The following is a 13,551-nucleotide window of genomic DNA, read 5'->3' on the forward strand; positions in this document are numbered from 1 at the left end:
GGAAGCGAGGAGAGGTCACTCAGGAGCGTTTTAACAACAGCCAGAGGCTGATCAGGAGGAAACTGGCGCTTGGCAGCAGCGCACCGATAATCGGCGGAATGCCATAAACGAGCGTCAGCGGACCGAAGATCTGGTCGAGCACGTAGAACACAAAGCCGAAGCTGATACCGGTCACGACGCGCACCCCCATCGGCACGCTGCGTAACGGACCGAAGATAAACGACAGCGCCATCAGCATCATCACCGCCACGGACATCGGCTGGAAGATTTTGCTCCACATGTTGAGCTGATAACGCCCTGCATCCTGCCCGCTCGACTTCAGGTATTTCACATAGTTATGTAAACCGCTGATGGAGAGCGCGTCAGGATCCAGCGCCACGACCCCGAGCTTGTCGGGCGTCAGGTTGGTCTTCCACGTCCCGGTTACCGTCTGAGAACCTGCGATCTGTTTCGGATCGGTCAGGTCAGACTCATCGACCTGGGATAAACGCCACTGTTTATGCTCGGCGTCAAATTTCGCCGAAGAGGCGTGGCGGACTGACTGCAGACGGCGCTGGTCATCAAAAGCGTAGATGCTCACCCCACCCAGTTCATCATTCCCTTTTACCCGTTCGATGTAGACGAAGTTTTTACCGTCTTTCGCCCATAAACCTTGCTGAGTCGAGAGCAGTGAGCCGCCGTACATCGCCTGAGCACGGTAGTTACGCGCCATCTGTTCGCCCTGCGGCGCGACCCACTCGCCAATCGCCATGGTCAACAGCACCAGAGGGATCGCGGTTTTCATCACCGACAGTGCGACCTGCATGCGGGTAAACCCAGAGGCCTGCATAACGACCAGTTCACTGCGCTGCGCCAGCATCCCCAGCCCCAGCAGCGCGCCCAGCAGGGCCGCCATCGGGAAGAAGATCTGCACATCTTTCGGCACGCTGAGCAGGGTATACATCCCCGCGCCCATCGCGTCATAGCTCCCCTGCCCGGCTTTTTTCAGCTGATCGACAAATTTGATAATGCCGGAGAGCGACACCAGCATGAACAAGGTCATCATGATGGTGGTAAAAATGGTTTTACCGATATAGCGATCAAGAACGCCAAACGCCTGCATTAGATGGCTCCTTTACGCGAGAATCGGGCACGTATGCGGCGCACAGGCACCGTATCCCACAGGTTTAACCCAAGCGCCAGTAAGATGTACAGGCTGTTGACGAACCATGTCCAGACCATAGGGTCCAGCTTTCCCTTCGCGCCGTTAGAACGAATCGAGGTTTGCAGCAGGAAATAGATCAGGTAAAGCAGCATCGCCGGCAGCATAGAGAGCACGCGTCCCTGGCGAGGGTTCACCACGCTCAGCGGAACGACAATCAGCGCCATCATAAACACGGTGAAGACGAGCGTAATACGCCAGTGGAACTCAGCGCGCGCTCGGTCGGTATCGGTATTCCAGAGGGTCCGCATGTCCATTTGCTCGGTATCCGTTGGATCGAGCGCCACCGCCTGATGGCCGATAATGGCCTGATAGTTCTGGAAATCCGTGATACGGAAGTCGCGCAGCATCGCGGTGCCTTCAAAACGGGTGCCTTTGTTCAGCGTCACGACCTGAGAACCATCTTTGCGCTGAGCAAGCTGACCGGAGTCTGCAACCACCACGGACGGACGCGCGTTACCTTTGGGACGCAGCTGCGCCAGGAAGACATCGTTGAATTTACTGCCGTCAACGCTCTCAATAAACAGTACGGAGTTGCCGTCGGTTGCCTGCTGGAACTGCCCCTGGGCTAACGCCGCCATGCCGGGGTTGGCTTTCGCTTCGGCCAGCACTTCGTCCTGATGGCGGGAAGACATGGGGCCCGCCCACATCACGTTCACCGCAGCAACAATACCCGTGAACAGCGCCAGTATCATCGCCGCTTTCACCAGTACCGCTTTGCTCAGGCCACAGGCATGCATCACCGTGATTTCACTCTCGGTGTAGAGTTTCCCAAGCGTCATGAGCAGGCCAAGGAAAAGACTTAGCGGCAGGATGAGCTGCGCCATTTCCGGGATCCCTAAACCAAGCAGGGAAAGCACCAGATTTGTTGGAATTTCGCCGTCAACGGCCGCACCGAGGATCTTAACCAGCTTCTGACAGAAAAAAATCAGCAGCAGGATGAAGAGGATCGCCAGTTGGCTTTTGAGCGTCTCCCGCACCAGATATCTTATGATTATCACTTTAAATACGCCCGTAAAAACCCGTCTCTTTGCAGGAATTTCGCTTGTTTCATGGCTTAAACGTCATTTATTCTCTTGAGTCGTCGAAATCATCGCTAAGATTAAAACATCCAGCGGATTCACGCTTCAGGACTTTTTCTGACGTGTCGAAACCGTAGTAACGTAAGATTAACACGAAGTCACCACAACAGCGGACATGAGTTACGAAAGGTTTCAATTCTATCCGTAGCAGCCGCCGTTGTCTTTAAGATTCAGGAGCGTAGTGCATGGAGTTCAGTGTAAAAAGTGGTAGCCCGGAGAAACAGCGGAGTGCCTGCATCGTTGTGGGCGTCTTTGAACCACGCCGACTCTCCCCGATCGCCGAGCAACTCGATAAAATCAGTGACGGCTATATTAGCGCCCTGCTGCGCCGTGGCGAACTGGAAGGCAAACCTGGGCAGACGCTGTTACTGCACCATGTTCCGAACGTACTGTCAGAACGTATTCTGCTGATTGGCTGCGGCAAAGAACGCGAGCTGGATGAACGTCAGTATAAGCAGGTGATTCAGAAAACAATCAATACGCTGAATGATACTGGATCAATGGAAGCCGTCTGCTTCCTGACCGAGCTGCACGTCAAAGGACGTAACACCTACTGGAAAGTGCGTCAGGCGGTTGAAACGGCAAAAGAGAGCCTGTACAGCTTCGATCAGCTGAAGACCAACAAAAGCGAGCCGCGTCGTCCGCTGCGTAAAATGGTCTTTAACGTGCCAACCCGTCGCGAACTGACCAGCGGCGAACGCGCTATCCAGCACGGTCTGGCGATTGCTGCCGGCATTAAAGCGGCCAAAGATCTCGGCAACATGCCGCCTAACATCTGTAACGCGGCGTATTTGGCCTCTCAGGCACGTCAGCTGGCCGACGCCTACAGCAAAAACGTCATTACCCGCGTCATCGGCGAACAGCAGATGAAAGAGCTGGGAATGCACTCTTATCTGGCGGTCGGTAACGGCTCGCAGAATGAATCCCTGATGTCCGTCATCGAGTACAAAGGCAATCCGTCCGAAGACGCGCGTCCTGTCGTGCTGGTCGGTAAAGGCCTGACCTTCGACTCCGGCGGTATCTCCATCAAGCCTGCCGAAGGCATGGATGAGATGAAGTACGACATGTGCGGCGCGGCGGCGGTTTACGGCGTGATGCGCATGGTTGCGGAACTTCAGTTGCCTATCAACGTGATCGGCGTACTGGCGGGCTGCGAAAACATGCCTGGCGGGCGCGCCTATCGTCCAGGTGACGTTCTGACCACCATGTCCGGCCAGACCGTTGAAGTGCTGAACACCGACGCCGAAGGCCGTCTGGTGCTGTGTGACGTGCTGACCTACGTTGAGCGCTTCGAGCCTGAAGCGGTGATTGACGTCGCCACTCTCACCGGCGCCTGTGTGATTGCGCTGGGCCACCACATCACCGGCCTGATGTCGAACCACAATCCGCTGGCGCACGAGCTGATTGGTGCCTCGGAGCAGGCCGGTGACCGCGCATGGCGTCTGCCGCTGGGTGACGAATATCAGGAGCAGCTGGAGTCTAACTTCGCGGATATGGCGAACATCGGCGGACGTCCTGGCGGGGCGATCACCGCGGGCTGCTTCCTGGCGCGCTTCACCCGTAAGTACAACTGGGCGCACCTTGATATCGCGGGTACCGCATGGCGCTCCGGCAAGGCCAAAGGCGCAACCGGTCGTCCAGTGGCGCTGCTGTCGCAGTTCCTGCTCAATCGTGCGGGTTTTAACGGCGACGAATAATTGCCGTCTGTTGCCCGGTGGCGCTACGCTTACCGGGCCTACGGGAAAGGTCCCCTTTGTAGGCCGGGTAAGGCGAAGCCGCCACCCGGCTTAAGCATTTAAAGTGAGCACAAGAAGCCCCATATATGAAGAATGCAACGTTCTACCTTCTGGACAACGACACCCATCAGGATGGCCTCAGCGCCGTCGAACAGCTGGTGTGTGAAATTGCCGCAGAACGTTGGCGCGCAGGTAAACGCGTTCTGATTGCCTGTGAAGATGAACAGCAGGCCATTCGCCTTGATGAAGCGCTGTGGGCGCGCCCGCCGGAGAGTTTTGTGCCGCATAACCTGTCGGGCGAAGGCCCGCGCGGTGGAGCACCGGTTGAAATTGCCTGGCCGCAAAAGCGCAACAGCAGCGCGCGCGATATTCTGATTAGCCTGCGGATAGATTTTGCAGATTTTGCCACCGCTTTCACAGAAGTGGTAGACTTTGTCCCTTACGAAGAATCTTTGAAACAACTGGCGCGCGAACGCTATAAAGCGTACCGCCTGGCTGGTTTTAACCTGAATACGGCAACCTGGAAATAATGGAAAAGACATATAACCCACGCGATATCGAACAGCCGCTTTACGAGCACTGGGAACAGCAGGGCTATTTCAAGCCTAACGGCGACGAAAGCAAAGAGTCCTTCTGCATCATGATCCCGCCGCCGAACGTCACCGGCAGTTTGCATATGGGTCATGCTTTCCAGCAGACCATCATGGACACCATGATCCGCTACCAGCGCATGCAGGGTAAAAACACTCTGTGGCAGGCGGGGACTGACCACGCGGGTATCGCGACCCAGATGGTGGTTGAGCGTAAAATTGCCGCTGAAGAAGGAAAAACCCGCCACGACTACGGTCGCGACGCGTTCATCGACAAAATCTGGCAGTGGAAAGCGGAATCCGGCGGCACAATTACCCGTCAGATGCGCCGTCTCGGCAACTCCGTGGACTGGGAGCGCGAGCGCTTCACCATGGATGAAGGCCTCTCCAACGCCGTGAAAGAAGTCTTCGTCCGCCTGTACAAAGAAGACCTTATTTACCGCGGCAAACGCCTGGTCAACTGGGATCCGAAACTGCGTACCGCCATCTCTGACCTGGAAGTGGAAAACCGCGAGTCTAAAGGCTCCATGTGGCACATCCGCTATCCGCTGGCCGATGGCGCAAAAACCGCCGACGGTAAAGATTACCTGGTGGTTGCTACCACCCGTCCGGAAACCCTGCTGGGCGATACCGGCGTGGCCGTTAACCCGGAAGATCCGCGTTATAAAGATCTGATCGGCAAATTCGTGGTGCTGCCGCTGGTAAACCGCCGTATTCCGATTGTGGGCGACGAACACGCCGACATGGAAAAAGGCACCGGCTGCGTGAAAATCACCCCGGCGCACGACTTCAACGACTATGAAGTGGGTCGTCGTCACGCCCTGCCGATGATCAACATTCTGACCTTCGACGGCGATATCCGCGAAAGCGCAGAAGTGTACGACACCAAAGGTAACGAATCCGACGTTTATTCCAGCGACATCCCGGCCGAGTTCCAGAAGCTGGAACGCTTTGCCGCGCGTAAAGCGATTGTGGCTGCCGTTGACGCACTGGGCCTGCTGGAAGAGATCAAACCTCACGATCTGACCGTGCCGTACGGCGACCGTGGTGGCGTAGTTATCGAGCCAATGCTGACCGACCAGTGGTACGTACGTGCCGACGTGCTGGCGAAACCGGCTGTGGAAGCGGTTGAAAACGGCAGCATCCAGTTCGTACCGAAGCAGTACGAAAACATGTACTTCTCCTGGATGCGCGATATTCAGGACTGGTGTATCTCCCGTCAGCTGTGGTGGGGTCACCGTATCCCGGCATGGTACGACAACGAAGGCAACGTGTACGTTGGCCGCAGCGAAGATGAAGTGCGTCAGGAAAACAACCTGAGCGCGGACGTTGCGCTGCGTCAGGACGAAGACGTGCTGGACACCTGGTTCTCCTCCGCGCTGTGGACCTTCTCCACCCTCGGCTGGCCTGAGAACACCGACGCGCTGCGTCAGTTCCACCCAACCAGCGTGATGGTGTCCGGCTTCGACATTATCTTCTTCTGGATTGCCCGCATGATCATGATGACCATGCACTTCATCAAAGACGAAGACGGCAAGCCGCAGGTTCCGTTCCATACCGTCTATATGACCGGTCTGATCCGCGACGACGAAGGCCAGAAGATGTCCAAGTCCAAGGGGAACGTGATTGATCCGCTGGACATGGTTGACGGTATCTCTCTGGAAGATCTGCTGGAAAAACGCACCGGCAACATGATGCAGCCGCAGTTGGCGGAGAAAATCCGCAAGCGTACCGAGAAGCAGTTCCCGAACGGGATCGAGTCCCACGGTACCGACGCCCTGCGCTTCACCCTGGCGGCACTGGCCTCAACCGGTCGTGACATCAACTGGGATATGAAGCGTCTGGAAGGTTACCGTAACTTCTGTAACAAGCTGTGGAACGCCAGCCGCTTCGTGCTGATGAACACCGAAGATCAGGACTGCGGCTTCAACGGCGGCGAAATGACGCTGTCTCTGGCAGACCGCTGGATCCTGGCGGAATTCAACCAGACCGTGAAAGCGTTCCGCGAGGCGCTGGACAGCTACCGCTTCGATATCGCGGCGGGCATCCTGTATGAATTCACCTGGAACCAGTTCTGCGACTGGTATCTTGAGCTGGCGAAGCCGGTGATGAACGGCGGTACTGAGGCGGAACTGCGCGGCACGCGCAACACGCTGATTACCGTTCTGGAAGGCCTGCTGCGCCTGGCGCACCCGGTTATTCCATTTATCACCGAAACCATCTGGCAGCGCGTGAAGGTGATTGCAGGCATCAACGCCGATACCATCATGCTGCAGCCGTTCCCGGAATTCGATGCGGCTAAGGTTGATGAAGCGGCCTCTGCGGATACCGAGTGGCTGAAGCAGGCGATCGTTGCAGTACGTAACATCCGTGCTGAAATGAACATCGCCCCTGGCAAACCGCTGGAGTTGCTGCTGCGTGGCTGCAGCGAAGCGGCTGTTCGTCGCGTCACCGAGAACAACACATTCCTGAAAACCATGGCGCGTCTGGAAAGCATCACCGTGCTGCCTGCGGATGACAAAGGTCCGGTTTCCGTGACCAAAATCATCGACGGCGCCGAGCTGCTGATCCCGATGGCTGGCCTGATCGACAAAGACGCTGAGCTGGCTCGTCTGGCGAAAGAAGTGGCCAAAATCGACGTGGAAATTGGCAAAATCGAAAGTAAACTGGCGAACGAAGGCTTTGTTGCCCGCGCGCCGGAAGCGGTCATCGCGAAAGAGCGTGAGCGTCTGGTTGCTTTCGCCGATGCGAAGACCAAGCTGATTGAGCAGCAGGCGGTTATCGCCGCTCTGTAATGCTTTTACCCCTTACGCTTCAGGGCGTAAGGGGTAACCTTCCTGAAAACTCCTCGCTTGCACTCCCCCTTCTGCGGTGCTATTAACAGCAGTTATGTGTCAATTTTTGTAATGAGTAATGCTATGAGCGTGATTACCCCCGTCGCGACGACGATGCGTCGGATCACTGAGCAGGATAACCCGGCTATCGCCGCCGTTATTCGCACCGTTTCTGCTGAATATGGCCTGACGGCTGACAAAGGCTACACGGTTGCCGACCCGAATCTGGACGAGCTTTTCCAGCTCTACAGCCAGCCTGGGCATGCCTACTGGGTAATCGAGCAGAACGGCCAGGTTGTGGGCGGTGGCGGTGTCGCGCCCCTCAGCTGCAGCGAGCCTGATATCTGCGAACTACAGAAAATGTATTTCCTGCCAACGGCGCGCGGGCAAGGGCTGGCGAAAAAGCTGGCGCTGATTGCGCTGGACCACGCGCGCAAACAGGGTTTTACCCGCTGCTACCTTGAAACGACCGCCTTCCTCAAAGAGGCCATTGGCCTGTATGAGCATCTGGGCTTTGAGCATATCGATGCGCCGCTGGGCTGTACCGGCCACGTTGATTGCGAAGTCAGAATGCTGAAAAGTCTGTAACTTTCGTTCCTGCCCTCTTCTGTTAAGCGGCTGTAAACTGAATGCTCTACACTCTCAGTTCACACCATAACGGGGGAAACACGATGTCGAAGATAAAAAGCTACGCCGCACCGCAGGCGGGTGCAGAACTTGAGCTGTACGAGTACGATGCGGGCGAACTAAAAGCAGAAGACGTCGAAGTACAGGTTGATTACTGCGGGATCTGCCACTCGGATCTCTCGATGATCGATAACGAATGGGGCTTCTCCAGCTATCCGCTGGTTGCCGGGCACGAAGTCATTGGCCGCGTCGTGGCGCTCGGTAGTGCCGCGCAGGACAAAGGGCTGAAAGTGGGCCAGCGCGTGGGCATTGGCTGGACAGCACGCAGCTGTGGTCACTGCGATGCCTGTATCAGCGGCAATCAGATCAACTGCCTCGAAGGCGCCGTTCCCACCATTCTGAACAAAGGCGGCTTTGCCGATAAACTGCGCGCCGACTGGCAATGGGTCATCCCGCTGCCGGACAGCATTGATATCGAGTCCGCCGGTCCGCTGCTGTGCGGCGGTATCACCGTCTTCAAACCGCTGCTGATGCACCATATCACCGCCACCAGCCGCGTAGGCGTCATCGGTATCGGCGGACTGGGGCATATTGCCATTAAGCTGCTGCACGCGATGGGCTGTGAAGTCACGGCGTTCAGCTCGAACCCGGCGAAAGAAAAAGAAGTGCTGGCGATGGGGGCGGATAAAGTGGTGAACAGCCGCGATCCGCAAGCGCTGAACGCGCTGGCGGGCCAGTTTGACCTGATCATCAACACCGTTAACGTCGATCTCGACTGGCAGCCGTACTTTGAAGCGCTGGCCTACGGCGGTAACTTCCACACCGTGGGTGCGGTGATGAAGCCGCTGCCGGTTCCGGCGTTTACCCTGATCGGTGGGGATCGCAGCATATCCGGTTCTGCAACCGGTACGCCGTTCGAGCTGCGCAAATTGATGAAATTCGCCGGACGCACCAAAGTGGCGCCGACCACCGAACTGTATCCGATGTCGAAAATCAACGAAGCGATCCAGCACGTGCGCGACGGCAAAGCCCGCTACCGCGTGGTGTTGAAAGCGGATTTTTGATGTGACATTTCCGGGGAATGTACGGCCTGATGCCTTCACCCCAACCCTCTCCCACGGGGAGAGGGCGTAAAAACTAAAAACGGTAACGGTTGTTACCGTTTTGCTTCTACCAGGGCTTTAAACACCTCTGCCACCGCCACGGCTCCCGGATCCATCACCCCATCCAGGTTCTCTTTATTGACATACGACGAGCGTCCCGCGCCGGCTTTCGCCATTTTTGCCGTTGCCTCTGCTCCCTGCTGCGCGGCCTGCGCTGCCGCCTGAATATCGCCTTTCTGCAACGCCTGCAGCGCCGGTTGCAGCGCATCGATCAGCGTGCGATCGCCGAGATCCGCTCCGCCGTACTGCTTCATCTGCGCAAGTCCGCTGAGCAAGGCCTCCGGGAGCATCTGACCATCGTGAAGCTTTTGCCCGGCCGCGGTGAAGAAGATCGACATCAGTACCCCGCTCGACCCGCCCATCACCGTAGCCAACCGCTCGCCAACCAGCAGCAGCAGCTTAGGCACGTCATTAAGCGGGAGCGTGTTCTGCTCCAGGCGCTGCGCAATATCCCGCGCCCCTTGCGCAAAGGTGGAGCCGGTATCGCCATCACCCACTTTGGCATCCAGCGCGTTCAGGCGGTTTTCCAGCTGGATCAGCGTTGCCGACACTGCGGAGACAAACGCACGCACCTGCGGATTGTCAGAGGGGGTATACTCCACACGGTCATGAATGGCGCTATGCGCCACGGTGCGCAGTGGCGCAAATGCGACGGGCTTCTGCCAGCCGAGCGTCTCAACGTCGGCATGAATCGCCTTTTCGAAGAAATCGTTTAGCTTCAGCAGCGTCAGAGAAAAGCCTTTCATATCCAGCGCGCTGACCAGCGGCGCAGGGCCAATCAGGTACGCGATATTCTCTTTCAGCGCCGAGTGCGCCAGCTCTTTGGTCAGCAGCGCCATCTCCAGTGCCGATACGCCGCCAAGATTGTTAATCAGCACCGCAAAACGCCCCTCACCCGCCTGCGCGCTTAACGACGTCACCAGGGTGTCGATAATGGCTTTGCTGTTTTGCGTATCCACCACGGAAGCCCCGGGCTCGCCGTGAATGCCCAGGCCCAGCTCGACATGGCCTTGCTTAATCCGCCCCTCTTCATCGTCGCTGCCCGGCAGGTTGCACGTTTGCATCGCCACGCCCAGGCTCCAGAGGTTATCGCAGGCCTGTTGCGCAATATCCCGCACCTCGCTCAGCGATTTCCCCTGCTCTGCCGCATAGCCCGCAATCTTGTGCACCAGTGCCGTGCCGGCAATACCGCGCGGCTGCTTGTTGTCCGGCAGCGCGATATCGTCTGCCACAATCACCATCTCTACCTTCAGGCCGTAGCGCTTGGCCTTTTCGGCCGCCAGGCCAAAGTTCAGGCGGTCGCCGGTATAGTTTTTGACGATCAGCAGACAGCCGCGATCGCCCGTGACCGCCACAATGGCATTCAGCACCGCATCCACGCTCGGCGAAGCAAACAGATCGCCGCACACGGCCGCCGTCAGCATCCCTTTGCCGACAAACCCGGCGTGCGCAGGTTCGTGGCCTGAGCCGCCGCCGGAAATCACCGCCACGCGGCTTTTGTCCCAGTCGCCGCGTGCGACGATCCTGATGGCCGGATCGATATCAAGCTTGACGAGATTGGCATGTGGCGCAGAAAGCAGTATGCCTTCAATGGCATCGTTGACCAGCTGTTTGCGATCGTTAAAGAAGAATCTGGACATAGTTTCCCACTATTTTGTGAACCGTATGCAAAAGCATAGTCCGCGCTGGATAATGCGCCGCAAAGTCAGGAATTTACTCAACCAAATTGCTATCAGGTTGCCTATACTCCACCCAGGACTAAGAGAGGAAGCGCATCATGAGTACACCATTGTTAATTGCCCGGACGCTGGAAAAAGAGCTCTATTTACTGCCCGCGATGGCGAACCGCCACGGTCTGATCACCGGCGCGACCGGGACGGGGAAAACCGTCACCCTGCAAAAGCTGGCGGAGTCGCTTTCGGAGATTGGCGTACCGGTCTTTATGGCTGACGTAAAAGGCGATTTAACCGGTGTGGCTCAGGAAGGGACGGCCTCTGAAAAACTGCTCGAACGGCTGAAGAATATTGGCATCACGGACTGGACGCCGCATAGCAATCCGGTGGTGGTGTGGGATATCTTTGGTGAAAAAGGCCATCCGGTACGCGCCACCGTCTCCGATCTCGGCCCGCTGCTGCTGGCCCGTCTGCTTAACCTCAACGACGTGCAGTCCGGCGTGCTGAATATTATCTTCCGCATTGCCGATGACCAGGGGCTACTGCTCCTTGATTTCAAAGATCTGCGCGCCATTACGCAGTACATCGGCGATAACGCCAAATCCTTCCAGAACCAGTACGGCAACATCAGCAGCGCCTCGGTGGGCGCTATTCAGCGCGGGCTGCTGACGCTTGAGCAACAGGGCGCTGAACATTTCTTCGGCGAGCCGATGCTGGATATCAAAGACTGGATGCGCACCGACAGCAGCGGCAAAGGCATTATTAATATCCTGAGCTCAGAGAAGCTCTACCAGATGCCGAAACTCTACGCCGCCAGCCTGCTGTGGATGCTCTCCGAGCTCTATGAACAATTACCCGAAGCGGGCGATCTGGAAAAACCGAAGCTGGTATTTTTCTTTGACGAAGCGCATCTGCTGTTTAACGATGCGCCGCAGGTCCTGCTGGATAAGATCGAACAGGTTATCCGCCTGATCCGCTCCAAAGGCGTCGGCGTCTGGTTTGTCTCGCAAAACCCGTCGGATATCCCCGACAACGTGCTCGGGCAGCTCGGCAACCGCGTGCAGCATGCCCTGCGCGCCTTTACGCCGAAAGACCAGAAAGCGGTGAAAGCCGCCGCGCAAACCATGCGCGCCAATCCTGCCTTTGATACCGAAGCGGCGATTCAGGCGTTAGGCACCGGTGAAGCGCTGATCTCGTTCCTGGATGCGAAGGGCAGCCCGTCCGTGGTGGAACGCGCCATGGTGATCGCGCCTTGCTCGCGTATGGGGCCGGTGACCGACGATGAGCGCAACGGCCTGATTAACCACTCTCCGGTTTACGGGAAATACGAAGACGAGGTGGATCGCGAGTCCGCGTTCGAGATGCTGCAAAAAGGGGTCCAGTCGACAACGGAATCGCAGGATGCGCCTGCCGCTAAAGGGCAATCTGTCGCCGTGGATGACGGCATTCTCGGTGGGCTCAAAGACATTCTATTCGGCAGCACCGGGCCGCGCGGCGGCAAGCGCGACGGCGTAGTGCAGACCATGGCGAAAAGCGCAGCCCGGCAGGTCACCAATCAGATCGTGCGGGGCATGCTGGGGAGCTTGTTAGGCGGCCGTCGCCGCTAGACGCGGAACCCACGGGCAGCCCAGCGCCGAACCCTGTACGCCGTTCTCCTGCAGATAGCGGTCAATTTCCACCATCCCCGTCCAGCGGTTCTCACACCACAGCGGTGCCAGAAGCGTTGGACGGCGGGCGCTGGCCGAGATGCGGTGGAAGACAATATCCGGCGGCGTGTGGCGAATCATCTCCCCCGCCGTCACCGTATAGTCCTCAAGATCGATACCGCTTAACCGCCCGGCCTCCCAGGCTTTCGCCATAATGCTGCCCTGCACGATATGCAGCGGATGCAGCTTGATACCGTCCACCCCGGTTTCAACTACCCTTTCCAGCGTTTCAAGGCCATGCTGTTGACCTTCTCCGGGCAGACCGACAATCAGATGTGAACAGACCTTCAGCCCGCGCTCGCGGGCCAGCCGCGTGGTGCGCTGGTAGCAGGCGAAATCATGCCCACGATTAATACGGTGCAGCGTTTTGTCGTGTGCGGTTTGCAAGCCCAGCTCCAGCCAGATCTCGTAGCCTTGTTCTTTGTACTCGCAGAGCAGGTCCAGCACCGCGTCCGGCACGCAGTCCGGGCGGGTTCCTACGCACAGCCCAACGATGTTGGCCTGGCTGACGGCCTGCTGATACATCGAACGCAATACCTGTACCTCCGCCCACGTGCTGGTGTAAGCCTGAAAATAGGCCAGATACTGCTTCGCACGGTTCACCAGACTGGCCTGACGGGCAAGCTGCTCAGCGATAGAATGGTGCTGCTGCGCTTCATCGGCAAACGACGCGACGTTACAGAAGGTGCAGCCGCCGCGCCCGATGGTGCCGTCGCGATTCGGGCAGCTAAACCCGCCGTGCAGCGTCAGCTTATGAACCTTTTGCCCGTACCGCTGCAAAAGATCCCCACCAAACATATTGACTAATTTCTGTAACTGCATAATCTGATAGACCGTCCCGGAGAAAGGGGACAAGCCTGCCATTTTTAGCCTCTGTCGGCGATGACCTGGATCAATCGCCCTGGACGGCCTTTATCTATATGAATAAATACTCAGGAT

The 13,551-nt window shown here is 57.5% G+C and carries 10 protein-coding genes; 6 read left to right on the plus strand and 4 right to left on the minus strand.

The genetic code is table 11. From position 1 onward, the window contains the following. Positions 1-19: 19 nt before the first annotated feature. Both lptG and lptF read right to left on the minus strand, forming a co-directional pair. Positions 20-1,102 (minus strand): LPS export ABC transporter permease LptG, encoded by a 1,083-nt coding sequence (lptG, locus tag V1587_RS00320; protein ID WP_371899191.1) that lies wholly within the window; start codon positions 1,100-1,102, stop codon positions 20-22. After that, complete coding sequence (gene lptF / locus V1587_RS00325; RefSeq protein WP_213328852.1) at positions 1,102-2,202, minus strand: LPS export ABC transporter permease LptF; 1,101 nt, start codon at positions 2,200-2,202, stop codon at positions 1,102-1,104. The genes lptG and lptF overlap by 1 nt, the downstream gene beginning before the upstream one ends. A gap of 266 nt (positions 2,203-2,468) precedes the next feature. Here lptF and pepA point away from each other — a divergent pair, with 266 nt between their 5' ends. The 5 genes from pepA to V1587_RS00350 all read left to right on the plus strand — a co-directional run bounded on the left by pepA (position 2,469) and on the right by V1587_RS00350 (position 9,134). Then, positions 2,469-3,980, plus strand: coding sequence for a leucyl aminopeptidase (gene pepA / locus V1587_RS00330; RefSeq protein WP_371899192.1), 1,512 nt, complete (start codon positions 2,469-2,471; stop codon positions 3,978-3,980). Positions 3,981-4,105: 125 nt separating this feature from the next. After that, the gene (holC, locus tag V1587_RS00335) at positions 4,106-4,549 is read left to right on the plus strand and encodes a DNA polymerase III subunit chi (protein WP_008502815.1); all 444 of its coding nucleotides are present in this window, start codon (positions 4,106-4,108) and stop codon (positions 4,547-4,549) included. Then, positions 4,549-7,404, plus strand: coding sequence for a valine--tRNA ligase (locus V1587_RS00340; RefSeq protein WP_371899193.1), 2,856 nt, complete (start codon positions 4,549-4,551; stop codon positions 7,402-7,404). The genes holC and V1587_RS00340 overlap by 1 nt, the downstream gene beginning before the upstream one ends. A 123-nt stretch (positions 7,405-7,527) precedes the next feature. Further along, positions 7,528-8,031 carry a GNAT family N-acetyltransferase gene (locus tag V1587_RS00345; protein WP_198886065.1) on the plus strand — a complete coding sequence of 168 codons (504 nt, stop codon included), beginning with the start codon at positions 7,528-7,530 and terminating at the stop codon, positions 8,029-8,031. A gap of 83 nt (positions 8,032-8,114) precedes the next feature. Continuing rightward, positions 8,115-9,134 (plus strand): NAD(P)-dependent alcohol dehydrogenase, encoded by a 1,020-nt coding sequence (locus tag V1587_RS00350; protein ID WP_371899194.1) that lies wholly within the window; start codon positions 8,115-8,117, stop codon positions 9,132-9,134. A 92-nt stretch (positions 9,135-9,226) separates the two neighbouring features. Here the strand turns inward: V1587_RS00350 and V1587_RS00355 are convergent, their stop codons facing one another. Further along, positions 9,227-10,873: a dihydroxyacetone kinase subunit DhaK gene (locus tag V1587_RS00355; protein WP_371899195.1), complete on the minus strand. Its 1,647-nt coding sequence runs from the start codon at positions 10,871-10,873 to the stop codon at positions 9,227-9,229. Positions 10,874-11,010: 137 nt separating this feature from the next. Between V1587_RS00355 and V1587_RS00360 the strand changes: the two genes are divergently transcribed. Continuing rightward, on the plus strand, positions 11,011-12,513 hold the full coding sequence (locus tag V1587_RS00360; protein WP_395314484.1) for a helicase HerA-like C-terminal domain-containing protein: 1,503 nt from the start codon (positions 11,011-11,013) through the stop codon (positions 12,511-12,513). Here the strand turns inward: V1587_RS00360 and V1587_RS00365 are convergent. After that, complete coding sequence (locus V1587_RS00365; RefSeq protein ID WP_371899221.1) at positions 12,493-13,434, minus strand: TIGR01212 family radical SAM protein; 942 nt, start codon at positions 13,432-13,434, stop codon at positions 12,493-12,495. The two genes, V1587_RS00360 and V1587_RS00365, sit on opposite strands and share 21 nt — an antisense overlap. Positions 13,435-13,551 lie beyond the last annotated feature (117 nt).

This window comes from Enterobacter sp. ECC-249 (assembly GCF_043965265.1).
Lineage (GTDB): Bacteria > Pseudomonadota > Gammaproteobacteria > Enterobacterales > Enterobacteriaceae > Enterobacter > Enterobacter quasiroggenkampii.

What these genes read in the sequence shown, in the direction of transcription:
- lptG (WP_371899191.1), bottom strand. Translation starts at nt 1,102, where the DNA reads ATGCAGGCGTTTGGCGTTCTTGATCGCTATATCGGTAAAACCATTTTT.
- pepA (WP_371899192.1), top strand. Translation starts at nt 2,469, where the DNA reads ATGGAGTTCAGTGTAAAAAGTGGTAGCCCGGAGAAACAGCGGAGTGCC.
- holC (WP_008502815.1), top strand. Translation starts at nt 4,106, where the DNA reads ATGAAGAATGCAACGTTCTACCTTCTGGACAACGACACCCATCAGGAT.
- V1587_RS00340 (WP_371899193.1), top strand. Translation starts at nt 4,549, where the DNA reads ATGGAAAAGACATATAACCCACGCGATATCGAACAGCCGCTTTACGAG.
- V1587_RS00345 (WP_198886065.1), top strand. Translation starts at nt 7,528, where the DNA reads ATGAGCGTGATTACCCCCGTCGCGACGACGATGCGTCGGATCACTGAG.
- V1587_RS00350 (WP_371899194.1), top strand. Translation starts at nt 8,115, where the DNA reads ATGTCGAAGATAAAAAGCTACGCCGCACCGCAGGCGGGTGCAGAACTT.
- V1587_RS00355 (WP_371899195.1), bottom strand. Translation starts at nt 10,873, where the DNA reads ATGTCCAGATTCTTCTTTAACGATCGCAAACAGCTGGTCAACGATGCC.
- V1587_RS00360 (WP_395314484.1), top strand. Translation starts at nt 11,011, where the DNA reads ATGAGTACACCATTGTTAATTGCCCGGACGCTGGAAAAAGAGCTCTAT.
- V1587_RS00365 (WP_371899221.1), bottom strand. Translation starts at nt 13,434, where the DNA reads ATGCAGTTACAGAAATTAGTCAATATGTTTGGTGGGGATCTTTTGCAG.